At 72.1% G+C, this 23,913-nt stretch carries 23 protein-coding genes; 10 read left to right on the forward strand and 13 right to left on the reverse strand.

Annotated features, from left to right (window positions below; genetic code table 11):
• Positions 1–6 precede the first annotated feature (6 nt).
• The 3 genes from OHB44_RS16740 to OHB44_RS16750 are packed head-to-tail and all read right to left on the reverse strand — an operon-like array spanning position 7 to position 2,915.
• Entirely contained in the window at positions 7–876 is an 870-nt protein-coding gene (locus OHB44_RS16740) for an NAD(P)H-hydrate dehydratase (protein ID WP_330437484.1), read from the reverse strand.
• Positions 860–1,591, reverse strand: coding sequence for a histidine phosphatase family protein (locus OHB44_RS16745; protein ID WP_238685750.1), 732 nt, complete (start codon positions 1,589–1,591; stop codon positions 860–862). Before OHB44_RS16745 ends, OHB44_RS16740 begins: the two co-directional genes overlap by 17 nt.
• A 52-nt stretch (positions 1,592–1,643) precedes the next feature.
• The gene (locus OHB44_RS16750) at positions 1,644–2,915 is read right to left on the reverse strand and encodes a GNAT family N-acetyltransferase (RefSeq protein WP_238685749.1); all 1,272 of its coding nucleotides are present in this window, start codon (positions 2,913–2,915) and stop codon (positions 1,644–1,646) included.
• A 163-nt stretch (positions 2,916–3,078) separates the two neighbouring features.
• Here OHB44_RS16750 and OHB44_RS16755 point away from each other — a divergent pair, with 163 nt between their 5' ends.
• Positions 3,079–4,050, forward strand: a complete 972-nt coding sequence (locus tag OHB44_RS16755) for a DNA polymerase domain-containing protein (protein WP_238685748.1) — start codon at positions 3,079–3,081, stop codon at positions 4,048–4,050.
• Positions 4,051–4,059: 9 nt separating this feature from the next.
• On the opposite strand, the gene OHB44_RS16760 is transcribed toward OHB44_RS16755, so the two are convergent.
• Positions 4,060–4,566, reverse strand: a complete 507-nt coding sequence (locus OHB44_RS16760; protein WP_238685747.1) for an Lrp/AsnC family transcriptional regulator — start codon at positions 4,564–4,566, stop codon at positions 4,060–4,062.
• Between the two features lie 105 nt (positions 4,567–4,671).
• On the opposite strand from OHB44_RS16760, the gene pdhA reads away from it, so the two are divergent.
• From pdhA to OHB44_RS16780, 4 genes are all read left to right on the forward strand, one after another.
• A complete protein-coding gene (gene pdhA / locus OHB44_RS16765) occupies positions 4,672–5,838 on the forward strand; it encodes a pyruvate dehydrogenase (acetyl-transferring) E1 component subunit alpha (protein ID WP_372488369.1) in 1,167 nt (388 codons plus the stop codon).
• Positions 5,835–6,839 (forward strand): alpha-ketoacid dehydrogenase subunit beta, encoded by a 1,005-nt coding sequence (locus OHB44_RS16770; RefSeq protein ID WP_203119752.1) that lies wholly within the window; start codon positions 5,835–5,837, stop codon positions 6,837–6,839. Before pdhA ends, OHB44_RS16770 begins: the two co-directional genes overlap by 4 nt.
• Entirely contained in the window at positions 6,836–8,197 is a 1,362-nt protein-coding gene (locus OHB44_RS16775; RefSeq protein WP_442932611.1) for a dihydrolipoamide acetyltransferase family protein, read from the forward strand. Before OHB44_RS16770 ends, OHB44_RS16775 begins: the two co-directional genes overlap by 4 nt.
• 208 nt (positions 8,198–8,405) lie before the next feature.
• Entirely contained in the window at positions 8,406–10,091 is a 1,686-nt protein-coding gene (locus OHB44_RS16780; RefSeq protein WP_238685746.1) for a right-handed parallel beta-helix repeat-containing protein, read from the forward strand.
• A 111-nt stretch (positions 10,092–10,202) separates the two neighbouring features.
• On the opposite strand, the gene OHB44_RS16785 is transcribed toward OHB44_RS16780, so the two are convergent.
• Both OHB44_RS16785 and OHB44_RS16790 read right to left on the reverse strand, forming a co-directional pair.
• Positions 10,203–12,302 carry a PQQ-dependent sugar dehydrogenase gene (locus OHB44_RS16785; RefSeq protein WP_238685745.1) on the reverse strand — a complete coding sequence of 700 codons (2,100 nt, stop codon included), beginning with the start codon at positions 12,300–12,302 and terminating at the stop codon, positions 10,203–10,205.
• A gap of 23 nt (positions 12,303–12,325) precedes the next feature.
• Complete coding sequence (locus tag OHB44_RS16790; protein WP_238685744.1) at positions 12,326–13,291, reverse strand: sugar phosphate isomerase/epimerase family protein; 966 nt, start codon at positions 13,289–13,291, stop codon at positions 12,326–12,328.
• A gap of 685 nt (positions 13,292–13,976) precedes the next feature.
• On the opposite strand from OHB44_RS16790, the gene OHB44_RS16795 reads away from it, so the two are divergent.
• A complete protein-coding gene (locus OHB44_RS16795; protein ID WP_238685743.1) occupies positions 13,977–15,245 on the forward strand; it encodes a L,D-transpeptidase in 1,269 nt (422 codons plus the stop codon).
• A gap of 102 nt (positions 15,246–15,347) precedes the next feature.
• Here OHB44_RS16795 and OHB44_RS16800 read toward each other — a convergent pair whose 3' ends face one another.
• Positions 15,348–16,364: an SMP-30/gluconolactonase/LRE family protein gene (locus OHB44_RS16800; RefSeq protein ID WP_238685742.1), complete on the reverse strand. Its 1,017-nt coding sequence runs from the start codon at positions 16,362–16,364 to the stop codon at positions 15,348–15,350.
• Between the two features lie 223 nt (positions 16,365–16,587).
• On the opposite strand from OHB44_RS16800, the gene OHB44_RS16805 reads away from it, so the two are divergent.
• Positions 16,588–16,974, forward strand: a complete 387-nt coding sequence (locus OHB44_RS16805; RefSeq protein ID WP_266302574.1) for an STAS domain-containing protein — start codon at positions 16,588–16,590, stop codon at positions 16,972–16,974.
• 79 nt (positions 16,975–17,053) lie between these two features.
• On the opposite strand, the gene OHB44_RS16810 is transcribed toward OHB44_RS16805, so the two are convergent.
• Entirely contained in the window at positions 17,054–17,446 is a 393-nt protein-coding gene (locus OHB44_RS16810) for an FKBP-type peptidyl-prolyl cis-trans isomerase (RefSeq protein WP_238685740.1), read from the reverse strand.
• 214 nt (positions 17,447–17,660) lie between these two features.
• Between OHB44_RS16810 and OHB44_RS16815 the strand changes: the two genes are divergently transcribed.
• The gene (locus tag OHB44_RS16815) at positions 17,661–18,617 is read left to right on the forward strand and encodes a TerC/Alx family metal homeostasis membrane protein (protein WP_372488365.1); all 957 of its coding nucleotides are present in this window, start codon (positions 17,661–17,663) and stop codon (positions 18,615–18,617) included.
• Positions 18,618–18,738: 121 nt separating this feature from the next.
• On the opposite strand, the gene OHB44_RS16820 is transcribed toward OHB44_RS16815, so the two are convergent.
• Genes OHB44_RS16820 through OHB44_RS16840 form a run of 5 tightly spaced genes read right to left on the reverse strand, consistent with a single transcriptional unit; the run spans position 18,739 to position 21,168 of the window.
• Positions 18,739–19,464 (reverse strand): helical backbone metal receptor, encoded by a 726-nt coding sequence (locus OHB44_RS16820; protein WP_238685738.1) that lies wholly within the window; start codon positions 19,462–19,464, stop codon positions 18,739–18,741.
• 55 nt (positions 19,465–19,519) lie between these two features.
• A complete protein-coding gene (locus OHB44_RS16825; protein ID WP_330437485.1) occupies positions 19,520–20,080 on the reverse strand; it encodes a hypothetical protein in 561 nt (186 codons plus the stop codon).
• A complete protein-coding gene (locus tag OHB44_RS16830) occupies positions 20,077–20,598 on the reverse strand; it encodes a DUF6286 domain-containing protein (RefSeq protein ID WP_266302571.1) in 522 nt (173 codons plus the stop codon). Before OHB44_RS16830 ends, OHB44_RS16825 begins: the two co-directional genes overlap by 4 nt.
• A 1-nt stretch (position 20,599) precedes the next feature.
• Positions 20,600–20,980, reverse strand: a complete 381-nt coding sequence (locus OHB44_RS16835) for an Asp23/Gls24 family envelope stress response protein (RefSeq protein ID WP_330437486.1) — start codon at positions 20,978–20,980, stop codon at positions 20,600–20,602.
• Positions 20,977–21,168, reverse strand: a complete 192-nt coding sequence (locus OHB44_RS16840; protein ID WP_266302570.1) for a hypothetical protein — start codon at positions 21,166–21,168, stop codon at positions 20,977–20,979. The genes OHB44_RS16835 and OHB44_RS16840 overlap by 4 nt, the downstream gene beginning before the upstream one ends.
• A gap of 164 nt (positions 21,169–21,332) precedes the next feature.
• Between OHB44_RS16840 and OHB44_RS16845 the strand changes: the two genes are divergently transcribed.
• Both OHB44_RS16845 and OHB44_RS16850 read left to right on the forward strand, forming a co-directional pair.
• Positions 21,333–22,208, forward strand: coding sequence for a hypothetical protein (locus tag OHB44_RS16845; protein WP_330437487.1), 876 nt, complete (start codon positions 21,333–21,335; stop codon positions 22,206–22,208).
• Positions 22,209–22,504: 296 nt separating this feature from the next.
• Positions 22,505–23,794, forward strand: a complete 1,290-nt coding sequence (locus OHB44_RS16850; protein WP_238685732.1) for a hypothetical protein — start codon at positions 22,505–22,507, stop codon at positions 23,792–23,794.
• Positions 23,795–23,913 lie beyond the last annotated feature (119 nt).

The raw sequence follows: 23,913 nt of genomic DNA on the forward strand, positions 1-23,913 counted from the left end.
ACCGCCTCAGACCATCGCCAGGGTGCGGGGGATCTCGTCGAGCAACTCCCGAGCCAGAAAGCCGATCCGGCCGTAGCGCGGAATCAGCCGCTGGCCGCTCACCGAGTGCGCGAACGAGCCCCAGCAGGCCGCCTGCGCCGGGTCGGCGCCCCGCGACAGCAGCCCCGCCAGCAACCCGGCGAGCACGTCCCCGCTGCCGGAGGTGCCCAGCCCGGCGTCGCCGCTCTCCTCCCGCCAGCCCCGACCGTCCGGGGCGGCCACGTGCCCGTACAGCGACACGACCGCCTCGTACCGCGCGGCCAACTCGGCCGCCTCGGCGTCCAGGTCGTCGCCCGGCTCGCGCCCGAGCAGGTGCCCGGCCTCGGTCACGTTGGGGGTGAGCACCACGGGCCGACCCGAGCCGACCAGCAGGTCCGGTGCGTGGCTGAGCGCACCCAGGGCGTACGCGTCGAGCACCAGCGACGTGTCCGGACGGGCCGCCTCCAGAACCAGGCCCAGCAGGCGGTTGGTCTCGTCGATCGCCTTCAGACCGGGGCCGACCGCCACCACGTCGGCCTGCGCGACCAGGTCGCCGAGCTGGCCGTCGCGATCCGCGGCCACCGCGCCGTCGGCGGTCTCCGGCAGACCGATCACCAGCGCCTCGGGCACCTGGATGCTCAGCGCGGCGGCGGTGGACTCGGCGGCGGCCAACTGGAGCACCCCGGCACCGGCGCGCAACGCGGCCACCCCGGCGAGCAGCACCGCGCCCGGCGTGAAGCGGGAACCGCCGACCACCAGCACGGTGCCCCGGCTCTCCTTTCCCCCGACCGGCACCGGCAGCGCCCAGTCCCGCAACAACGCCGGGGTGATCACCTTCACCTCAGACCGGCTCGGCATGGATCTCGTCCTCCCTGGTCGGCTGGGCACCCTGCTGACGCAGGTGCGCGACATCGTTGAAGGCGGTGAGGGCCAGGCGGTCCTCGCCGTCCGCCGACCACTCGGTGATCGAACAGTTGGCGATCACGTCCTGCCGGGTCAGCGCCATCAGCTCGTCCTCGGTCAACCCCTCCAGCAGATAGCGAAGCAGGAAGACCAGCGCGTCGTGGCCGAAGAGCAGCACCCGACAACCCTCGTGGTCGCGGCGCAGGTCGCCCAGCAGCGTCCGCAGCCGCAACGCCACGTCCGTCCAGGACTCCCCGCCCGGCGGCCGGTAGTAGAACTTGCCCAACCGCTCCCGGCGCTCGGCCTCGTCCGGGTACCGTCGGCGCACCCCGTGCCCGGTCAGCCCGTCCAGGACGCCCAGCTCCCGGTCGCGCAGCCGCTCGTCGCGGTGCACGGGAATGTCGGTGCCGGCCAGCGCCAGCCGCGAGGTCTGCACCGCGCGCAGGTACGGCGACACCACCGCCACGTCCGGGCGCCTCGCGTCCGGAAGCTCGGCCAGCCAACGGCCGGTCGCCCGAGCCTGCTCCTCGCCGGTCGGGGACAGTGGCACGTCGGCGTCGCGGTGGGTGAGGTCGATCAGCTCCGCGCCCGACGCCTCGGCGTGCGTCGCCGCGACGTTCGCGGTGCTCTCGCCGTGCCGGACGATCCACAGGGTTGCCAGTTCCGCCATGCGGCCCCCCTACCCGGCACGAGCGTCCGGTAATCGGACCGCCGTCCGCCGCCTAGCGGCGGCTCTGCCAGGGACGCAGCCCTGCCTGGAGCGTCGACTCGTCGCGTCGGCGGAAGAGGTACGTGAAGGACTGGGCGGCGAGGGCCAGGAGTACCGCTCCCGTCCAGGCCCAGGGGACCATCGGAGCGGAGTGGCGTACCGCGAGGACGCCCAGCACCGGCGCGGCGGCGACGAAGACGGACAGCGCGGTTGTGCTGACGGTTTGTCGAAAGCGCGCCGAGATGGCGAAGGTCGACCTGTCGTAGACGAGCAGAGCGGCGCCGAAGAGGGCCGCGGCCGCCACTGCCACGCCCACCGAGGAGGTGATCTTCGCGAAGGTGACAGGTAGGGCGATGAGGAAGGGGAAGACACCGCCGAACTCCGACAGCACGTTGCCCCATTTGGTGTACCTGCCGAAGCTGTTGGTTCGCAGCCGGGCCAGCTCACCGGAGGTGTTGGCATAGATGATCAGCGACGCGGTGGTGGCCAGGGCCGAGCACATCAGCAGCACCCGGACCCCATCGGGATAGTTCGGGGAGGCGAACGACAGGCCGAGCACGAACGCGATCGAGGCGAGGATGCCGCTGGAGAAGGCGATCCCGGCGGCGCTCTCGTCGGACTGCAGGGCCGCGAAGTCCTCCTTCTCGAATCGGGACAGCTCCAGGGCCGGCCCGGCGGGCAGGTTCACCAGTCCGGTGATGACGTTCTGCTCGCTGGCCAGCAGGGTGGCGATCTGCGACGACGCGGCAACCGGGATCAGATAGCGCTCGTCGGCGTCGACGTACTCGACCCGTGACTTGTGCTGGCAGTAGTAGCGGTCGCGTCCCGGGCCGAAGTAGTCCGGCACGATGGTGCGCACAACGAACCCGCGAGACAGCAGGAGCCCGAGCATGGCCAGGTTCTCCGGGCTGGTCACCGTGGAGATGGTCGGGTGGGGCTGCACCCCGAACGCCCGCGCCCGGGCCACGAAGTCGTCGAGCAGTGCCGCACCCACACCGGTGCGCCGCCGATCCGGGTGCACCCCGAGCCCACTCAGGTAGAGGTGATGGGCGCTCGGCAACTCGTACTGGAGGAAGCCGACGATCTCCGTGCCGGCGCGGACCACCCGGACGTGCCCGGCCGCGACGCCGTTCTCGATCTCGCTCGGCGCCGCTGGCTCGTACGCCGGGTCGCCGGGCGGGAAACAGAGCGCGTCGAGGGCGAGCAGGGCGGGGATGTCCTCGGTCGACGCGTCGTCGATCCGGACGGTGGCTGCCCCGCCCGATCCGGTCTTCTGCTGGCGCACGACGCCATCCTGCCCGACCGGGTCAAGGAGTGCGATCGACGCCGGTCGGTGCCCGGGCGGCCGTCGGGTTCGGGACAGCGCAGCGACACCTCGATGGGGAACAATGTCCGCTGATCGCGGTTCGTGCGCTGCTGATCACCCGGCCGCCGCGTACTCTCGGGGCGTGGCCACGGCGGCGGAGGAGATCCAGGTGGGGGAGCGGCTCGTCCGCGTCTCCAGCCCCGACAAGCCGTACTTTCCCGAGCGCGGGCTGACCAAGCTGGACGTTGTCCGCTACTTCCTGGCGGTGGGCGACGGCATCCTGCGGGCGTTGCGGGATCGGCCGACCATGCTGGAACGCTGGCCGCGCGGTGTCTTCGAGGGCGCGACGATCGCTACCCGCCAGACCAACAGGGGCGACGCGTTCTACCAGAAGCGGCTGCCGGCCGGCGCGCCCGAGTGGGTACGGACCGCGCACATCACCTTCCCCAGTGGCCGTACCGCCGACGAGGTCGCGCCGAGCGAGTTGGCAGTGGTTATCTGGGCGGCCAACCTGGGCACACTACGGTTCCACCCGTGGCCGGTCACCGCCGCCGACGTGGAACGTCCCGACCAGCTGCGCATCGACCTGGACCCGATGCCCGGCGTGGGCTTCGACCAGGTGGTGCCGGTGGCGCACGAGGTGCGGGCGTTCCTCGCCGAGCTGGGCATGACCGGCTACCCGAAGACCACCGGCGGTCGCGGGCTGCACGTCTACCTGTCGATCGAGCCGCGGTGGAGCTTCGGTGAGTGCCGCCGGGCGGTGCTCGCGCTGGGTCGGGAGATGCAGCGCCGGCTGCCGGACCTGGTCACCACCACCTGGTGGCGCGAGCAGCGGGACCGGCCGGTCTTCGTCGACTACAACCAGATGGCCCGCGACCACACGGTGACCTCGGCGTACTCGATCCGGCCGACGCCGGCCGCGCTGGTGTCCGCGCCGCTGGACTGGTCGGAGCTGGACCAGGTCCGTCCGGAGGACTTCGACGTGCTCAGCATGCCGGCCCGGTTCGCCGAGCGCGGCGACCCGCACGCCGGCCTGGACGGTGACCGGCACTCGCTGGAACCGCTGCTGGAGCTGGCCGACCGCGACGGGCTGGAGGCCCCGCCGGAGCGCTGAGCCCGGCGCTCACGCCCAGGGGCTGCCGGCCCCGTCGAACTCCTCGAAGACCAGCCAGGTGCGGGTGGACAGCACCCCGGGAATGCTCTGCACCCGGCCCAGCACCACGTCGCGCAGCGCGGCGTTGTCCGGGGCGCGCACCAGCGCGAGCACGTCGTGGTCACCGCCGAGCAGCGCCGCGTGCTCGATGTAGCGCACCCGGGCCAGCTCGGCCGACACCTCCCGCCAGGTGTTCTGCTCGATGGTCAGGGCGATGTACGCCGAGGTGCCCAGCCCGGCCGCCTCGGGTGCCACCTGGGCCCGGAACCCGGTGATCACTCCGTCGCGGAGCAACCGCTCCACCCGCGCGTACGCGTTGGTGCGGGAGATGTGGATCCGTTCGGCGAGGGTGCGCACCGACGTCCGACCGTCGCGGACCAGCTCGTCGAGGATCCGCCGGTCGACCTCGTCCAGGGCTCGGGCCGATCGTCCCGATCCCGCGCCCCGGCTTGCTTCGTCGGCGGTCTCCTGGCTCACTGCTCGGCCCTCCGCATGCCAACCGTCCCGCCTTCCGTGTCGATCTTGAGTCAATCATCCACAAGCGGAAGCATAGGCTCACCACACGTCCCAGGAGGTTCCGCCGTGACGACCACTCCCCAGGCGGTCCGCAGGGCATCCCCGCGCGCCCGTCGAACGGTCACCCCGCCCGACCCGGCGCGCTCGTTGCTGCCAGACGCCGAGCCGGTCCGCCTGCTCGCCGAGAACGGCACGCCGCTGCCCGCCCGCGCCGACTACCCCGAACCACCCGCCGAGGTGCTGCGCGAGCTGTACCGCCGGATGGTGCTCGGCCGCCGCTTCGACACCCAGGCGACCGCCCTGACCAAGCAGGGCCGGCTCGCCGTCTACCCCTCCTCGCGGGGTCAGGAGGCGTGCCAGGTCGGCGCGGTCCTCGCGGTCCACGACACCGACTGGGTCTTCCCCACGTACCGCGAGTCGATGGCGCTGGTTGCCCGAGGCATCGACCCGGTCGAGGTGCTCACCCTGCTGCGCGGCGACTGGCACTGCGGCTACGACCCGACCGAGGTCCACACCGCGCCGCAGTGCACCCCCCTCGCCACCCAGTGCGTGCACGCCGCCGGGCTGGCGCACGGTGAGGCGTACCAGGGTCGCGACACCGTGGCGCTGGCCTTCATCGGCGACGGCGCCACCAGCGAGGGCGACTTCCACGAGGGGATCAACTTCGCCGCCGTGTTCAAGGCGCCGGTGGTCTTCTTCGTGCAGAACAACAAGTACGCCATCAGCGTCCCGCTGTCGCGGCAGACCGCCGCGCCGTCGTTGGCCTACAAGGGCGTCGGCTACGGCGTACCCAGCGAGCAGGTCGACGGCAACGACCCCGTCGCGGTGCTCGCCGTGCTCACCCGCGCGGTCGCCCACGCCCGGGCCGGCAAGGGACCGTTCCTGGTCGAGGCGCACACCTACCGGATGGAGCCGCACACCAACGCCGACGATGCCACCCGCTACCGCGACGGCGCCGAGGTCGACGCCTGGCGGGACCGGGACCCCGTCGCCCGCCTGGAGACCTACCTGCGCGCCCGCGGTGTGCTCGACGACGCGGCGGTCGCCGAGATCGCCGAGCAGGCCGAGGCGTACGCGGCGGACCTGCGGACCCGGATGAACGAACAGCCCACCGTCGACCCGCTGAGCCTCTTCGACCACGTCTACGCCGAGCCCACCCCGCAGCTGATCGAACAGCGTGAGCAGGTCCGCGCCGAACTGGCCGCCGCCCACGCCGAGGAGGGTGACGCCTGATGGCCACCACCATGGCGAAGGCGCTCAACACCGCGCTCGCCGACGCGCTCGCCGCCGACGACCGGGTCGTCGTCTTCGGTGAGGACGTCGGCGCGCTCGGCGGCGTCTTCCGGATCACCGACGGCCTCCAGGCCCGCTTCGGCGAGAACCGCTGCTTCGACACCCCCCTCGCCGAGGCCGGCATCGTCGGCTTCGCCGTCGGCATGGCCATGTCCGGCCTGCGCCCGGTGGTCGAGATGCAGTTCGACGCGTTCGCGTACCCGGCCTTCGAGCAGATCGCCTCGCACGTGGCGAAGCTGCGCAACCGCACCCGGGGCGCGCTGAGCGTGCCGATCGTCATCCGCGTGCCGTACGCGGGCGGGATCGGCGGAGTCGAGCACCACTGCGACTCGTCCGAGGCGTACTACGCGCACACCCCCGGGCTGAAGGTGGTCACCCCGGCGACCGTCGACGACGCGTACTCGCTGCTGCGCGAGGCGATCGAGGACCCCGACCCGGTGGTCTTCATGGAGCCCAAGAAGCTCTACTTCGCCAGCGCCGAGGCGTCTCTGCCGATCCGCAACGAGCCGTTCGGCCGGGCTGTCGTGCGCCGGCCCGGACGCGACGCCACCCTCGTGGCGTACGGGCCGGCGGTGCCGGTCGCCCTGGAGGCCGCCGAGGCCGCCCGGGAGGAGGGGTGGGACCTGGAGGTCGTCGACGTGCGCACCATCGTGCCGTTCGACGACGAGACCATCACCGCCTCGGTCCGCCGTACCGGCCGGTGCGTGGTGATCCAGGAGGCGCCCGGCTTCGCGGGCGTCGGCGCGGAGATCGCCGCCCGGGTGCAGGAGCGCTGCTTCCACGCGCTGCACGCCCCGGTGCTGCGGGTCGCCGGCCTGGACATCCCGTACCCGGCGCCGATGCTGGAGCACACCCACCTGCCCGGCGTGGACCGGGTGCTCGACGCGGTGGCCCGCCTCCAGTGGGACGACCAGCCGGACGCGCGTTGGGCGGCGGCATGACCATCGTCGAACGGACGCAGGTCTTCCTCCTACCCGACCTGGGCGAAGGGCTGAGCGAGGCCGAGATCGTCGAGTGGCGGGTCGCCGTGGGCGACGTGGTCACCGTCGACCAGAGCGTGGTCGAGGTGGAGACCGCCAAGGCCGTCGTCGACGTGCCCTGCCCGTACGCCGGGCGGGTTGTCACCCTGCACGGCGCGGCCGGTGAGGTACGCCCGGTCGGCCAGCCGTTGATCACCATCGCGCCGCTGGACGGGGGCGACGAGCCCGCCGGGCACGCCACCTACCGCGAGGAGGAGCGCGCCGGCTCCGGCAACGTGCTGATCGGGTACGGCACCGGCCACGGCTCCGCCACCCGCCGTCGGCGTCGGCCCCGACTGGCGGTGGCCCCCGAACCGGCCGACCTCGGCCCGACCAGCGCGGCTGCCGGCGCCGCGTCCGGCGCGGCTGGGGCGTCCGGCGACCCGGCACCGCCTGCTGCCGCCCTGGTCATCTCACCGATCGTGCGGCGGCTGGCCCGTGAGCACGGCGTCGACCTCGACACGGTGCGGGGCACCGGACCCGGGGGTGTGATCCGCCGCGCCGACGTGGAGGCCGCGATGACCGCGCCCGCCGCCCGGCTCGCCGCCGTGCCGGACCCGCAGGTCGGGTCGGCCCCGGTCGCGGACGGCGACGTCATCGTCCCGCTGACCGGCGTCCGCAAGGTGATCGCCGACAAGCTCTCCCGCAGCCGGCGGGAGATCCCGGAGGTGACCATCTGGGTCGACGTGGACGCCACCGGGCTACTGGAGACCCGCGCCGCGATCAACGCCGCGACACCCGACGCGCCGGTGAGCATCCTGGCCCTGCTGGCCCGGATCTGCCTCAGCGGACTGCGCCGGTTCCCGCAGCTCAACGCCCGGGTCGACACCGAGGCGCAACGCATCGTCCAGTCCGCCGGGGTGCACCTCGGCATCGCCGCGCAGACCGACCGGGGGCTCCTGGTGCCGGTGCTGCGCGACGCCCAGCGGCTCACCACCGCCGAGCTGGCCGCCGAACTGGCGGCGACCACCGCCGCCGCGCGGGCCGGCAGCCTGCCCCCGGCCCGGCTGACCGGTGGCACCTTCACGCTGAACAACTACGGGGTGTTCGGCGTCGACGGCTCCACGCCGATCATCAACCACCCCGAGGCGGCCCTGCTCGGGGTCGGGCGGATCGTGGACAAGCCGTGGGTGGTCGACGGGCAGCTCGCCGTCCGCAAGGTGACGCAGCTCAGCCTCACCTTCGACCACCGGGTCTGCGACGGCGGGGTGGCCGGCGGCTTCCTGCGGCACGTCGCCGACTGCGTGGAGCGACCGGCTCTGCTGATCGCCGCCGTCTGACGCGTACCCCCTCGGCCCCGGCGCCGCCCGTGCGGCGCCGGGGCCGGCGCACGTCCGGGGTTCCCCGCGGTGTCGTCGGGCCGGCGATTCCCGGCGGTGTCGTCGGGCCGGCGATTCCCGGCGGCGTCACCGGGCCGGGTTTCCCGGCGGCGTCACCGGGAAGTCGGCCCCGCCGGAGCGCACCGAACGCGTCGAAGGGAGCCCGCCCATGGCCGTGGCGAACGAGCTGCTACTGAACTCGGTCCGGGTACGACGGCCCGCCTCGGCCGGCGCGCCGCTGTACTGCGACGCGCTGGAGTACGGGCTCACCGGTGACGGCGCGACGAACGACCAGCCGGCGCTGGCCGCGCTCGTGGACCGCCTCGGCGCCGGGTACGCCTCGGACGGACGGGCCCGGGTCATCTACTGCCCGCCGGGCATCTACTCGATCCGGGACGCGGGCACTGTGTGGCGCAGCGGTGTGTCGCTGATCGGTGCCGGCCCGGCGGCGACCCGGTTCATGCTCAGCAACGAGGGCAACCGGGCCGACCCCACCCCGTTGGCCTTCTGGACCACAGTGCAGCACGGCGCCGACCGGGACCGGCACATCGCCGACTGCACCTTCTCCGACTTCCAGATCGACGGCTCCGGCGTCGCCATGGCCGAGTACAACTACCTGGCCAAGGGCCTCGGCATCCAGTACATGGTGCGGGGCGTCTTCCGCAACCTCTACATCCACCACACCGCCGCCACCGGGCTGGGCTGCGACTTCCTCCAGGACTCCCTGATCGACGGCGTGGTGGTGGTCGGCTGTGGCCGACTGGACAACGGCGAGCAGATGGGCGGCGCCGGCATCGGGATCGGCATCGGCGGCTGGGGGACGGTGGAGCGGCTGACCATCGCCAACTGCACCGCCCTGGCCAACGGCACCAACGGCATCTTCCTGGAGCTGCAGAAGGACTACTGGCCGCCGCCGCGCGGCTACCGCATCATCGGCTGCCACAGCCAGGGCAACCGCTTCGGCATCTCCGACTGGGGCGCCGACGGTCTGATCGTCTCCGCCTGCACCATGACCGGAAACCTGGAGACCGGCTTCGACGTGTCCGCGCAGGGCACCTCGTCGGTCGCCGGCCGAGGCGGGCTGCTCACCGACTGCGTCATCGACGGCAACATGTGCGACGGGGTCAGCATCGGCAACAGCCCCGGCCCGTACACCGTCCGGGGCAACCGGATCAGCGGCAACGGCCGGCACGGCTATCACTCGCACGACCTCGGGCGCGGTTACCGGGGCTCGATCCGGGACGTGGTGATCGAGAGCAACGAGTTCTGGGGCAACGGCCTCGACGCGATCCGGATCGACCACCAGATGACCGACGCGGTGGTCCTGAACAACCGGATCCGCAACAACGGACGGCAGTACGGCGAGGGCACCGGCGGTACCGGCGACGCCGTCCGTTACAGCGAGCGGTGCCTGGTCGACAGGTCGGCCAACTGGCCGCACGACGGGCACCGGGGCAAGGTCCTGCGGGTCGGGAAGGCAGTGGCCATGGTCGCCTCCAACACCGGCGACGAACTCACCCTCGCCCCGGTCCGCCCGGACGCGTTCAGCGCGTGGAGCGGGGACGTGCCACCGCCGGGATGCGGATACGAGTTGGCCGCCGCGCCGAAGCTGCGGGCCGGAATCACCATCGACGCGCCGTTCGACTCGGCCACCATCCGAGGTAACCGGGTCTGGGACAACCACGACAACCCGACCCAGACACACGGGCTGTGGATCACCGAGCGGGGCAGTTGCGTGGACTGCCGGGTCGAGGACAACGACCTGGCCGGCAACGCCGACGAGGGGATGCGACTGGACACCCCGCCGGTGGGCGGACGGTGGCGGGACAACCACGTGGACAGCGACTGGAGCTGACCGGCCGCCGTCTGTGATGCCCCGGCGATGGTGCCAGCGAGATCTGGAGCTGAACGACATGCGGCGGCGGCCGGAAGGATCCGGCCGCCGCCACTGTCATGGTTGAGCTGATCAGCCGGCCAGACCCGCCACCGGGGTCGGGTCGAGCACCACGGTCGCCGAAGCGGACTGGGCGGGTACGCCCGGGTCGGTCGGCGCGTCGGTGTACTCCGCGACGAACACCGCGGTCAGGTTGTCCGCGCCGCTGTGTCCACCGTCGAGGAAGGTGGGAATGGTCCCGGAGCAACCCGTCGAGGTGGAGAGCGGGTGCCCGTGCTCATCGTGCCCGAGCACGTAGGTGACCTTCACCCGGGAGCAGTCCACCGGCAGGTCGTCGGTGACCTTCACCTCGTACGCGACCGTCTGCCCGAACTGGAACGGCTGCCCGGCCTCCGGGGTGACGAACTCGACGATCGGCGCGGTCGGCCCGACCACCAGCGGCAGGGACGCCGAGGCGGACCGTCCGGTGCGGTCGGTGACCTTCAACGTCGGCGTGTACGAGCCGTTCTCCGGGAACGTCCAGCTCGCGTTCGGAGCGGTGCTGTCCACCGAGCCGTCCGCGTTGAAGTCCCACGCGTAGCTGAGCTTGTCGCCGTCCGGGTCGGTCGTGCCGGCGCTGGAGAACGCGACGGTCAGCGGGGCCTGCCCGACGGTCGGGGTGCCACTGATCTTCGGGATCGGCGTCCGGTTGCCCCGGACGAAGTCGATCCGGGACAGCTGGGCGTCCGGGTTCTCGGCGAAGTAACCGTCGCCGTACTCCAGGACGTAGAGCGCGCCGTCCGGGCCGAACTCCATGTCCATCGGGTTGTCCACCACCAGCGACGGCGCCACCGGACGGATGTCCGTCACGTCGCCGTCGGAGTCGAGGCGGAACTCCTTGATGTAGTCGCGGGACCACTCGTAGAACAGCGGCACCCCGTCGTAGTAGGCCGGCCAGCGGGTGCGCGACGTGCTGGTCCCGTCGTACTCGTACGCCGGGCCACCCATCGGAGAGATGCCGCCGGTGCCCAGCTGCGGGAACTCGGCCGAGGGGGCGGCCGCGTACCAGACCTCCGGCTGCTCGACCGGCGGCAGTACGCGCTTGCCGGTGTTGTTCGGCGAGTCGTTGACCGGGCGCTTGCAGTTGAACTTGGCGCCGGACTCGCCGGTGGCGAAGTCGTAGTCGCGGTAGGCGATCGTCGGCGTCACGCAGTACGGCCAGCCGTAGTTGGCCGGCTTGTCGACGAGCATCCACCGGCCGTGCCCGGCCGGCCCGCGCTCCGGGTTCGGGTTGGAGGCGTCCGGGGAGTAGTCGCCCACGTACACGTTGTCGGTACGCCTGTCGACGGCGAACCGGAACGCGTTGCGCAGCCCCATCGCGTAGATCTCCGGGCGGGTCTGCGCCGTGCCCGGCTTGAACAGGTTGCCGGCCGGCACCGTGTAACCACCACCGGCCTTCACCTTGATCCGCAGCAGCTTGCCGCGCAGGTCGTTGGTGTTGGCCGAGGTGCGCTGGGCGTCGTACGCCGGGTGGCGGTCGGCCCGCTCGTCGATCGGGATGTAGCCGTCGGAGGCGAACGGGTTGGTGTCGTCACCGGTCGACAGGTACAGGTTGCCCTTGCTGTCGAAGTCGATCTGGCCGCCGACGTGGCAGCAGATGCCCCGGTCGGTGGGCACGTCGATGATCTGCTGCTCGCTGGCGAGGTTCAGCTTCATCCCGTCCAGCTTGAACCGGGACAGCCGCAGCGCGCCCTTGAACCGCTGCCAGTCCGCCTCGGTGCCGGTCTCCGGCGCGTCCCCCTCGTTGACACCCGGGGTCGCCGGGTCGTCCACCGGAGTGTCCATCGGCGGCGAGTAGTAGAGGTACACCCACTTGTTCTGGGCGAAGTTCGGGTCGATGGCGACGCCCTGCAACCCCTCCTCGTCGTGCTCGTACACCGGAATGTCGGCGGCGAGGGTGTTCAGCCCGGTGCGCGGGTCGTGGATGCGGACCTCACCGGTGCGGGAGGTGTGCAGCACGCGCAGGTCGGGCAGGACGGCGAGGCTCATCGGCTCGCCCGGGAAGTCGTTCAGTGTCACTTTCTGGAAGCTGCTGTCCGGCGGCGCGGCTGGCGCTGCGGACGCTGCCGACTGTGGTACGACCAGACCGGCCGTCACCAACAGCAGGGCGGACGCGAATGCGGTCCTATTCATCAGGTGAGTCCCCCGGGGTGGTTTCAGTACCGAAGTGAAGCGAGATAGTCGAAGCCGACGCGAGCGGTGTCCAGGGCGTCGGCGGGGGAGCGGGGCGCGGTGCCCGCGTCGTCACGCTCCACGATGTACTCCTCGATGCCGGCCTCCCGCTCGTGGGCGAAGATGCGGCCGAAATCGATGACGCCGTCGCCGAGGTCGGCGAAACCACCCTCGACGTCGAGGTCCTTGACGTGCACCTGGCGGATCCGACCGCGGTTGGCCCGGATCACGTCGATCGGGTCATGGGCGCCCCGCCAGGTCCAGTAGAGGTCGAGCTCGAAGTGGACCAGCCGGGAATCGGTCTGCGAGCTGAGGATGTCGAACCCGGTCGAGCCGCCGGTCAGCGGCACGAACTCGAGTTGGTGGTTGTGGTAGCCGAAGTCCAACCCCGCGCGTTCGGCGAGCCGACCAGCGCGGTTCAGGTCCCGGGCCAGGGCACGGTAGACGGCGGGGTCCCGGATCGGCTGACCGCTCGCGTCCCGACCGAAGTACGGGTGGACGATCTTCTTGCAGCCCACCACGTTGGCGTCGGCGAGAGCCTGCTCCCAGGTGGCCGCGTCGAACGGCTGCGGGATGCCGACGTGACCGGAGGTGGAACGCAGCCCGGCCTCGTCGAGCGCGGCCCGGAACTGTGCGGCGGTGCGTCCGACGAAACCGGCGTGCTCCACTCGCCGGTAGCCGATCCGACGCAGCGCGTCCAGGGTGCCGGGCAGATCGGCGGCGAGCTGATCACGCAGCGTGTAGAGCTGAATGCTGATCCGGTCCACCGGCACCCGGCGGCGGCCCTGGGCCTGCCCGGTGGATGCGGCAGGCGCGGCGACGGCAGTGCCGCCGAGTAGACCGGCGGCGCCGACAGCGGCCGCGGAGACGGTCGCGGCGCGCAGCACTCCACGCCGGCTGACCGGCTCGGACGCCGGTGTCGGCCCCGGTCGGTTGAGTTGTTGATCCATGGTGGTGGTCCCTTCCTGACGGCTGGTACGCCGTCGGCGGCGGTCGACCTGACTGCCGTCCGCCGGGCGCGCCGAACCGGCCGGAGGCGGGCTCCGGCTGGACGGTGAGGACGGCGCGGGTGCGGCCCGGACCCATCGGGAGCGGAACGCGGCGACCCGGCAGAGGTGGCGGCAAGTTGATCGACGAATGGGCAACCCTCTATCTAGATCGAGACCTTACCCTTGCCTCCGGACGAAGGCAAAGCTTTGTCGCGTTCGCCGGAAGTTTCGCTTCAACTGACAAAAGTCCGCCCACGAGGTGCGCCACCCGGCCTGACCTTCTACTTCCCGTGCCCACCGCGCCGCGCGCGTTCCGCCCGGCCCGCCCCGGGACGTGATCCACTCGGGTTCCTGGACGTCGCTGGCGTCAGGGCGACCGGGATGCCACGACATCCGTGAAGGCGAGTCGATCATGAAGCGGGGCCGACAGTGCCGCCGTCCCCCGCCAACCGGACAGTCGACGTTGCGTCGCTCAAGCGGAGCAAAGCGCGTGACACAGGTCGGTTGAACCCCTGTTCCGGCCAAGCGGAGCATTGTCGGAAAATGCGTCGATAAATGCGCCGCCGATTATTTCCGAATGGCGCTAATGGCCCGCTGAAGCGGGCAAGAATGTGGCGGAGGGAAGTCGAAAACGGGGGGACTGAACATGACGTCTAGGCGGCGATTGACGCTGTTGGCGGTAACCATCGCGGCGGCACCACTCGTCCTGGGTGCGTGCACCGCCGACCGGGGTTCGGCGACCGGCTCGGCCAAGAAGCACGCCGCCCCACCGGAGCTCGCTGTGACGCCGGGGGACAAGGCCCGCGACGTCCCGGTCAGTGCCGAGGTGGGCACCGTGGTCACCGGCGGGCGGGTCACCGGCGTACGCCTCACCGACGACAAGGGCAAGCAGGTCAACGCCGAGCCTCGCGAGGACGGCTCCGGCTGGGTGCCGAGCGCCCCGCTGCTACCACGACGGACCTACACCGCCGAGGTGACAGCGACCGGTGACTCCGGTGCCACCACCACGCGCACCACCACGTTCACGACGATGGCCAAATCGACCAAACCGCAGATCACCAGCACTCTCTATTTCAACGGCAATCGGACGTACGGCACGGCGATGCCGGTAACGGTGGCGTTCGACCCAGGAATTCCGAAAGAGGCCAGAGCGGATGTCCAGCGGCGGTTGTTCGTAAAGACGAATCCGCCACAACCGGGTGCCTGGTCGTGGCTTGAGGATGGAAGTCAGGTCTATTACCGGGCCCCCGATTTCTGGAAGCCCGGGACCACGATCAGTGTCCGGGCCGGTCTGGAGGGTCTGCCGATCGGAAAGAAGCTGGTCGGCGACGCCGAGCGGACCGCGACGTCCAAGATCGGACGGCAGGTCTCACTGGAGATCGACAACGCCACCAAGCAGATGACGGTGCTGCGCGACGGCAAGCAGGTCCGCCGGATCCCGGTGAGCCTGGGTAAGTCGAGTACGCCGAGTTCCAGCGGCAAGATGGTGATCATGGAGAAGCACGAGCGGGTCACCTTCGACACCCGGGGTGAGCCGGACGGTGGCTACGTGGTCGACGTCGACGACGCCCAGCGCTACACCTGGGGCGGCGAGTTCATCCACTCCGCCCCCTGGTCGGAGGGGGACCAGGGCAACACCAACGTCTCGCACGGTTGCGCGAACGTCTCCGCCACCGCCGCCGACTGGTTGATGGGGGTGACGCAGGTTGGTGACCTGGTCACCGTCAAGGGCACCGAGGTGGAGCTACAGCCGGGCAACGGCTGGACCGCGTGGAACGTGAGCTGGGACGAGTTCGCCCGGGGCAGCGCCCTGCCGGTGCCGCCCGGGCTCAAGCCCGCTCCGGTCGCCCCGGCCCACCCGGGCGCGGTGGCCGGCGGCTCGCCCGCACCGGCGCCCTCGGTCAGCGGCCGCTGAGACACCACTGACGGCAGGACAGGGCCGGCCCGCCACCACGGCGGACCGGCCCCGTCGCCGCCCCGGCCATCACCCCACGGGCCGGACCGGCCCCTTGGCCATTTACCCCAGGGGTACGCGGGCCACCCCGCACCCGGTCAGGCTGCCCAGCCAGAGGTGGTCGCCGTGCTGGCGTACCCCGGTGATCATCGAGTAGTGCCCGTTCGGACCGTGCAGCGTCCGGCGGACCGTCCCCGCGTCGTCGACCAGCGCGACCAGCCCGTAGCGGCGTGGCTGCGGCTGCATCGCGTCGGGCAGCAGGGCGGCGATCTGGCGCAGCCGCGGATGGGGCAGCAGCCGTTCGGCGATCGGCACACGAGGGCTGGGCAGCGCGATCCAGTAGGTTCCGTCACCCACCGAGGCAAGATTGTCCGGGTACGCGGGCAGGTCGGCGAGGACCCGCACACCGCCGCCGAGCTCGACCCGCAGCAGACGGTGGGTGCTGGTCTCCACCAGCATCAGCGCCGACTCGTCCGGGGTCAGCGCTATCCCGTTGGGGAAGTACAGCCCGTCGGTCACCACCTCGGTGCGGCCGCTACCCGGATGATGGGCCAGCACCCGCCCGTTGGGACGGTGCTCCAGCAGGTCTCGCTTCCAGTGCGAGACCGGAAACCGGTCGGAGCTGTCGGTGAAGTAGATGGTGCCGTCACGGCCCACCGTCGCGTTGTTGGCCAGGTGCACCGGGGGTGCCGTGCCGGTCAGTTCGCGTACCGCGCCGTCCGGGGTGACCCGCAGCAGCCCGCGGTACGCGTCGCAGACCACCAGGGCCTCACCGGACGGGTCCAGCTCGATGCCGAGCGGCCGGCCCCCGGTCTCGGCCAGCAGGTGGGGTGGGGTGCCGGCCCGCGCGTCGACCGGCCACCACCAGAGCCGACCGTCCTCGTCGCCACTGATCACCCGCCCGGCGCCGTCGATCAGCACGTCCTCGGGGCCGACGGCGCCCGCCGGCAGGGGGAGCAACTCAGCCTCGTCGAGCCGGCGGTCGGTGGGGGCCCATGCGCCGGCCAGCGCCGGAGGGCTGGTCGCCGGCTCGCGGACGGGGCGGATCAGCCGGGGCGGCCGGGGCCGGGGGATCAGCATCGACCTATTCTCCACCCGAATGCCTGCCGACCCCCGGGTTCCGAGCACTCACGGCGCGCCGCGCGGGCTCGGACTCCACCCCCCGGAGAGGTCGGCGCGCCGCCCGGGCCCCTGACTCCACCCCGAGAGGGAGGTGGGGTACCTCGGGGTATGCCCCTGGGCGTACCCGGAATCACTCCGTGGAGGGGCGAAAGTGTCGGTGGTGGGGGCTAGATTTCTGAGCATGGAAGAGCACAGCGACCGGCTGGACGTGCAGGTCAGCGTGGGTGACCAGATGGTCCTCGTGCGGGTGGCGGGCGAGATCGACATCGCCACGGTGGCCGCGTTCCGGTCCGCGCTGTGGTCCGCGCCGGCCCGCCCGGTGCTTCAACTGGAGTTGTCCGGGCTGCGGCTGCTCTCCGCCGCCGGCATTCGCACGCTGCTCGCGGCGCATCTGCGCGTGCGGGCCCGTGGTGGCGAGCTGGTCCTTGTCGATCCGAGCCCGGTGGTGGCACGGGTGCTGCGCGTCAGCGGGCTGCACCGTGTGATGCCGATTCTGGAGCTGACCTCGCCGATCGAGGCGGCGCGTCGTCCGGTGGTCGCGACCACGGACCTGCAACTGGCCGCCTGACGCTGGTCGACGAGGTGGGCCCGCCGCCGTCGCACCCGGGGGCGGGGTCGCCGGCCTGGCCGGCGACCCCGACAATCGGTCAGCTCACGCCGAGCAGGTCGACGACGAAGACCAGCGTCTCACCCGGCTTGATGACGCCGCCGGCGCCCCGGTCGCCGTACCCCAGGTGCGGCGGAATGGTCAGGCGGCGGCGACCGCCGACGCGCATGCCGGCGACGCCCTGGTCCCAGCCGGCGATGACCTGACCGCCGCCGAGCGGAAAGTCGAACGCCTCGCCCCGGTTCCAGGACGAGTCGAACTCGCCGCCGGTGGAGTGCGACACGCCGACGTAGTGCACGCTGACCAGTTGGCCCGGCTCGGCCTGCGGGCCGTCGCCCACGGTGATGTCCTCGATCACGAGGTCGGCCGGCGGTGCACCCTCGATCGGACCAACCTCGGGCTTGCCCGACTGGGCGCCTGCTGCCTGGGTCATGCGGGGATCTCCTGCCGTGTTGGGTGATGTGTCCGGTCACCGTCGATCCTGCCGGATCACCCCTCACCGATGTACGGCGGACCCGCAACCTGCCTCGCCGCCCTATTCTCCGGTCGTGCACCGACTTCGTTCGACCGTCTGATGCCGGGTCGGGCGTTCACCTAGGCTCGGAAAGGGCCGGCCGGCCTGGTTGACGGGCGGTGCGCGGTGGTCGATGCGGAGGGCGTCGGTGGCTGAGGCGACGGTCGCGGTCCCGCTGTGGGCCTGGGCGGCGGTCGGCGCGGTGATCGCGGTGCTGCTCGCCGTGGATGTGCTCCTGCACAGGGACAACCATGTCATCGAGCTCCGCGAGGCGCTGCTGTGGAGCGCCGTCTGGATCGGCGCAGGTCTGCTGTTCGGGTTGGTCGTCTGGTGGGGCCTCGGCGGTGACCCGGCCATCGCGTACTACTCCGGTTACCTGCTGGAGAAGGCGCTCTCGGTGGACAACGTCTTCGTCTTCGCGCTGCTCTTCGCCTACTTCCAGGTGCCGTCGGGCTATCAGCACAAGGTGCTGTTCTGGGGTGTCGTGGGGGCACTCGTCTTCCGGCTGCTGTTCATCTTCGCCGGTGCCGAGTTGCTGGACCGGCTCGCCTGGGCCGGGTTCGTGCTGGGTGCGTTCCTGATCTGGACCGGCTGGCGGCTGGCCGTACGCGGAAAGCCGGACGTCGACCCGGAACGCAACGTCGTGGTCCGGCTGTTCCGACGGCTGGTGCCCACCGACGCCCGCTACCACGGCGACCGGTTCACGGCCCGGGTGGGCGGCCGACGGGTGGCGACGTTACTGCTTGTCGCGCTCGTCGCCATCGAGGCCACCGACGTGGTCTTCGCCATCGACTCGGTGGCGGCGATCCTTGCCATCACCACAAACACCTTCCTGGTCTGGACGGCCACGGCGTTCGCCGTCCTGGGGCTGCGCAGCCTCTACTTCTGCCTCGCCGGCCTGCTGCGCCACTTCGGCTACCTGCGGTACGGGTTGGCGCTGCTACTGGCCTTCGCCGGGCTGAAGCTGATTCTCGCCGAGACGCCGGTGGGCAAGCTGCCGGTCTGGTTGACCCTGGCCGTGGTGCTGCTGACCCTGGCCGTCTCCATCGGCGCCAGCACACTGGCCGCCCACCGTCGAACCGACGGCTGAGCCGCCGGGCCGTTGGTCGAGCCGCCGGGCCGTTGGTCGAGCCGCCGGGCCGTTGGCCGAGCCGCCGGGCCGTTGGCTGAGCCGCCGGGCCGCGTCCTCGGCCGTCGGGCGGCGGTCGGGGTCAGCCGACCAGCACCGGCCGGGACAGTTGGTCGGCGAGCAGCGCGGGCGCCTCGGCCAGGGACGGGCCGTACCAGGTGAGGTGCCGCCCGGAGAGCAGGGCGCACGGTACGCCGGGGAACGCCTCCGGCCCGTCGTCGGCGGTGAACCGGTACGGCTCGTCGGGCAGGACCACCAGGTCGGGCTCTCGTTCGCGGAGTTCGGTGAGGCTCGGGCGGGGATAGCGTTCGGGATGCTCGTCGTAGGCGTTGAGAACGCCGAGGCGGCGCAGCACGTCACCGGCGAACGTGTCGCCACCGAGCACCACCCACGGCCGACGCCAGACCGGCACCACAGCGCGGCGGGTCGGTGTCAGCCGCGGCGGTGTGGCCCACGCCCGCCGGGCGGCCCGCAGCCAGTCCGGTTCCGTCGGCGCACCCAGTTCGGTCAGCAGGTCGCCCAGCTCGGTCAACGCGCCGGGAACGGTCCGTGGGTAGGTGACCCGCACCGGTACGCCGGCCGCCCGTAGCGCCTCCGCGTCCGCCCGGCGGTTCTCCTCGACGTTCAGCAGCACCAGGTCCGGACGCAGCGCGCGCACCCGGTCCAGATCGGGGTACTTGCTGCCGCCGACCCGGGCCACGTCGAGACCGGTCGGGTGGCTGCACCAGTCGGTGGCCCCGACCAGCGCTCCCGGCACTGTCAGCGCCACCGCCTCGGTCAGGGACGGCACCAGCGACACCACTCGCACCCGTGTACCTCCGTTCGCCGCCGACACCGATCATGCCCCTCGGGTCGGCGTCGCGTCAGGTGCGGCCCGGCTCGATGCGGGCGGTCACGTCGAGGTGCGCGGGCTGGCAGTTGGTCGTCGCCGCGAATCGGCGGACCGCGGCGCGGACGTGCTCGCGTACGCCGGCGGTCGGCGCGTCGGCGGTGAGGTCCACCCGGATCCACACGTCGGGGTGCGGTGGCGCGCCGGTGAGCACCACCCGGGCCCGGCGCACCCCGGGGTTGCCGGTCAGGTCGCGTACCAGCGCGTCGACGAGGACGTCGGTGGCCAGCCGGGTTCGGCCCGGCCGACGTCCGGGGTGGCTCAGGGTGCCGCGCAGCGTGCCGTCCGGGCCCCGCAGCTCCCGGGTCAGTAGGCGTTGCCCGGCCAGCGCGAACAGCGCTCCGGCGACGGCCGCGGCCAGGGTGCTCCACGGCGCGGCGAACCGCCACCGGTCGACCAGCGCGACGCTGATCAGCACCGCCGCCGGGTCAGCACCGGGCAACGTGCCGAGGCTTGCCGTCAGCGCCGCCGCGCCGCCAGCGACCAGCAGCAGCGCGATGATGGTCCACAGCAGTCGGTGCCCTGCGTTGGTCACGCCGGCCGTCGCCGAGGCAGCAGCCGGACGTCGATCCGGGCCGGGCGGGGTGCGGTGAGGTGGCGCAACTCCTGGTGCACGGCGAACTCGACTTCCGCCCGGGCCGCCGGGTCGCCGGTCGCGCGAACCCGGGGGCGCCACTGGCCGCCGCGCCGTCGGACCCGGACCCGGGCGCGGCGGACGCCCGGCACCGCGCAGGCGGCGGCAGCGAGCCGCCGTTCCACACAGCGCCGGTGCAGGTACCAGCCGTCGCGCTCGTCGGCGGGCAGGCGGACCGGCGTCCAGCGGCGCAGTTGGGCGACGAGGATGAGCAGGCCCAGTAGGAGAGCCCCGCCGGCCACGACCCGGACGGTGGGGTCGTCCCACCGGGTGCCGCTCAGCGCGTCGAGCCAGCCGCTGGTGTCGAGCGGTGTCGGTCGGTGCGCTGTGAGCAGGAGCGCCTGGACGGCCACCGCCGCACCACCGAGAAGCAGGGCGGTGGCCAGCAGCAACGAGGCGACCCGGTTGGCGGTGCGCATCTCAGCCGTCCTCCGGTGTGGCGGTGCCGACGCCGGAGGAGTCGACGCCGGGGACGAGCAGATCGTCCACGGTGACGGTCACCACCGCCACGCTGAGCCCGGTCTGGGCGGCCACCCGCTCGGTGACGACCGCCCGCACCGTTTCGGCGATCGTCGGCACGCTGTGTCCGTACCAGGTGATCAGGTGCAGGTCGAGTGCGACGGACCGGTCATCCAGGCGCACCGCCGCCGGGCGGACGACGGAAACGCCCGGCACGAGGCTGGCCGCCTGCACCGCGATCCGCGCGACGTCCGCGGTGTCGCCCGCTGGGCGTTCCGCACCGGTCGCCCCGGCGACCAGTCCGGTGCCGGGGTTCGTCCTCGCGGACGGGCGGGTGGTCATCGGGGCCGCCGAGCGTCGGGGCGGCGGTCGCCGAGACCGGTCACCGCGAGGTCGCCGTCGAGCACCCGGACGACCAGCCAGCCGAGCAGGCCGGCGAGTACGGCGAGGGCGGCCACGCCGACGCCGGCGAGCGCCCAGACCGCCACGGCGAGGAACCCGGCGAGGAAGCCGAACTGCTGTCGCGACATGGTCACCTCCGGGCCGGTCCGGTACCGGCGGTCGCTGGATACACCCGGCGGCCATTCCTGGAACGTCGGCGCTACTGTGATCCGCGTCACAGGGCAAGTCGGTGGCCCATGATCGACCACCTAGACTCGGCCCGGCTCGACCGACCGGCGGATGGATCAGGCAGATGACGAGCATCGGGAGCGACGACCGCGGTTGGCTGCGGGCGATGCCCGCCGAGGCGGGGCGCGACGCGCTGCTTAGCCGCGCCGGCCATCGGGTCCTGGCGGCACGCCGGCTCAGCGATCTGCTCCAGGGCCGCCCGCCCGGCGTGACCGGCAGCCAGTGGACCTCGGCGAGCCGCACCAGCTTCGACTTCGTGGTCTACGCCGCCGACACCGGCCGTCCGGTCGTCGCCGTACAGATCGGCCCGGTGCCGTCTCCCGGCGCGGCGGAGCAGCGCGTGGAGCGACTCACGGACGCGGTGGGCGCGGCCGCCGGCCTGCCCGTTCTGCGGATCGGGTCGCCCACGTTGAACGCCGCCGATCATGGCCGCCGCCTGGTCGAGTACGTGATCGACGCGCGCGCCTACGCCGCGGGCGGGTCCACCGCCGCCGGGACCGAACCGGCACCGGTGGGCTTTCGGGACATCCTGGGCCGGCTGCCGGACGGGCGTACCGGGCCGGTCAACGACCTCGGCGCGCTGACCCGCGCGGCGGCGGTCGAGGCGTACGTGGCAGGGCAGGTGGCCGACCCGATCGTGCGAGGGCTGCACGTCCGCTGGGCTGACGGTCCGGCGCAGGGGTGGAGCTGGGTGCAGGTACGCCCCGACGCGTGCCTCATCGAGCAGGTATCGGTGACCGAGCACCGTTTCTCCTGCGGCATCGACGCGGCCCGACTGGCCGAGGATCTCGCCGCCGTCGCAGTGGGGGAACGACTGCGAGAGAACGCCGTCGCCGACCTGCTGTCGCGCGCCGAGTGGACCGCGCAGATCGCCGCGCTGAGCCAGCGCCGCCACGAACTGGTCGGCGGGTTCGCCTTCGATCACCTCTGCGCCGACTGACCAGCGCCCGTTTCACCTGCTGATCCCTGCTCCGCGCCGGCTCCCGTGTCGGGTCGCGGCAATTTCCTGTGCGTCTGTTGAACCTTCCCGGCCGCCGCCCCGTACTCCTGCGCGAATGAACAGGATCTCCCCATCCGCGTCCACCGGGCGCGGGAGACGGTGCGGAAAGGGCATCGTCGGCCATCGACGCATTACCTGGTAGGTCACGGTGGGTCGCCACCGCGGCGTGCCACCTCACATCCGTCGGTCCGCCGAGGGCAGAAATCCACTACCGGATCGAGAAGGAGAGCAATTCGATGCGCAGGTCCACTCGGGCGCGCCGGCCTTCCGGCAACGCGCGGAGCAAGCGTCTGCTGGCAGTTGTCGGCACGCTCGCGGTCTTCGGCGGAGTTGTCGCCGTGACTCAGATTTCGTCGGCCCAGGACCGGCGGACAAATAAGCCACGTCCGGCTTCCGGGCAGTGCGTGGAGCCGAGCCCGGGCGCGACCGCGCCGACCGGTGGCGGCTCGACCAGCCGGACCTGGCAGAACGGTCGGTGGGTGCGTAACCACTGGGGTGACGGACAGCAGTCGGTCCCCGAGTGCGAGGACGGCAAGGACGGCACTGTGGGTACCGGCACGGCCATCGCCTGTCCGGACGTGGCGGCCAAGCTGCCGCAGGTGCCGAACCGGGCGCGAGCCGAGGTGGACCGCAACCTCGCCCAGTTGCAGACCCAGATCGCCGAGGCGGACCGCCGGCTCGCCGCCGAGGGCAACAAGGGTGAGGCGTTCATCCGCAACGCGATCCTCCAGCCGTTGGCCGGCAAGCGCCGCGCCGTGCTGGACCGGATCACGACCGCCATCGACCGGGCCGGACCTCGGCCGCAGGGCCTCGCGCAGCTCGCCGAGTGCCAGGTGCAGCCCACCGGCGGCACGGGCGGCAACAACGGCGGCGGCACCACGCCCACCACCACCCCCGGTGGCGGCAACAACGGTGGCGGCAACAACGGCGGTGGCAACAACGGTGGCGGGAACAACGGCGGTGGCACCGCACCCGGCGCCGGGCTCGGCGTGCTCGCCAACGACTGCGACGAGAGCCGGCTCCAGCCGCACGACGGTTTCCAGAACGGCAACCGCTGCGTGAGCACCGAATTCGGTGAGGTCGGCGCGGCGGCCAACAACCCGTCGCTGCTGATCACGCAGTTCCCCGAGCAGGTCGGCCAGAACCAGCCCTTCACCCTGCGGGTCAGCACCCGCAACCTGGTCCGGGACCGATTCCTGGCCGCCGGTCAGGGTGGTTACTACGTGGAGAGCTCGCTCCTCAACGACCAGGGCCTGGTCCGCGGTCACTTCCACACCGCGTGCCGGATGCTGGACAGCCTGACCGCTCCGCCGGAGCCGCAGGAGGTGCCGGCGTTCTTCGTCGCGACCGAGGACGGCCGCGGTGGGGCCCAGCCCGACGAGGTGACGATCCAGATTCCGGGCCTGCCGGAGTCCGGTACCGCCCAGTGCTCCGTCTGGGCCGGTGACGGCTCGCACCGCCTGCCGATGATGGAGCGGGCCAACCAGACCCCCGCCTTCGACTCGGTGCGCATCGACGTCAACTGAGCTGACCTACCAACGGTGGCCGGCCACCCGGGGCGACAACCCGGGGTGGTCGGCCACCGCCTCACTTCGGGTGCCCGGACAAACGACGGGGCCCCGCCGTTTCCGGCGGGGCCCCGTCG

It is taken from the genome of Micromonospora sp. NBC_00821 (genome assembly GCF_036347035.1).
Taxonomy (GTDB): domain Bacteria; phylum Actinomycetota; class Actinomycetes; order Mycobacteriales; family Micromonosporaceae; genus Micromonospora; species Micromonospora hortensis.

Coding starts and splice junctions, on each gene's coding strand:
- OHB44_RS16740 (WP_330437484.1), bottom strand. CDS start 876: ATGCCGAGCCGGTCTGAGGTGAAGGTGATCACCCCGGCGTTGTTGCGG.
- OHB44_RS16790 (WP_238685744.1), bottom strand. CDS start 13,291: ATGGATCAACAACTCAACCGACCGGGGCCGACACCGGCGTCCGAGCCG.
- OHB44_RS16785 (WP_238685745.1), bottom strand. CDS start 12,302: ATGAATAGGACCGCATTCGCGTCCGCCCTGCTGTTGGTGACGGCCGGT.
- OHB44_RS16800 (WP_238685742.1), bottom strand. CDS start 16,364: ATGCTGATCCCCCGGCCCCGGCCGCCCCGGCTGATCCGCCCCGTCCGC.
- OHB44_RS16780 (WP_238685746.1), top strand. CDS start 8,406: ATGGCCGTGGCGAACGAGCTGCTACTGAACTCGGTCCGGGTACGACGG.
- OHB44_RS16850 (WP_238685732.1), top strand. CDS start 22,505: ATGCGCAGGTCCACTCGGGCGCGCCGGCCTTCCGGCAACGCGCGGAGC.
- OHB44_RS16830 (WP_266302571.1), bottom strand. CDS start 20,598: ATGCGCACCGCCAACCGGGTCGCCTCGTTGCTGCTGGCCACCGCCCTG.
- OHB44_RS16845 (WP_330437487.1), top strand. CDS start 21,333: ATGACGAGCATCGGGAGCGACGACCGCGGTTGGCTGCGGGCGATGCCC.
- OHB44_RS16840 (WP_266302570.1), bottom strand. CDS start 21,168: ATGTCGCGACAGCAGTTCGGCTTCCTCGCCGGGTTCCTCGCCGTGGCG.
- OHB44_RS16810 (WP_238685740.1), bottom strand. CDS start 17,446: ATGACCCAGGCAGCAGGCGCCCAGTCGGGCAAGCCCGAGGTTGGTCCG.
- OHB44_RS16745 (WP_238685750.1), bottom strand. CDS start 1,591: ATGGCGGAACTGGCAACCCTGTGGATCGTCCGGCACGGCGAGAGCACC.
- OHB44_RS16805 (WP_266302574.1), top strand. CDS start 16,588: ATGGAAGAGCACAGCGACCGGCTGGACGTGCAGGTCAGCGTGGGTGAC.
- OHB44_RS16815 (WP_372488365.1), top strand. CDS start 17,661: ATGCGGAGGGCGTCGGTGGCTGAGGCGACGGTCGCGGTCCCGCTGTGG.
- OHB44_RS16795 (WP_238685743.1), top strand. CDS start 13,977: ATGACGTCTAGGCGGCGATTGACGCTGTTGGCGGTAACCATCGCGGCG.
- OHB44_RS16775 (WP_442932611.1), top strand. CDS start 6,836: ATGACCATCGTCGAACGGACGCAGGTCTTCCTCCTACCCGACCTGGGC.
- OHB44_RS16835 (WP_330437486.1), bottom strand. CDS start 20,980: ATGACCACCCGCCCGTCCGCGAGGACGAACCCCGGCACCGGACTGGTC.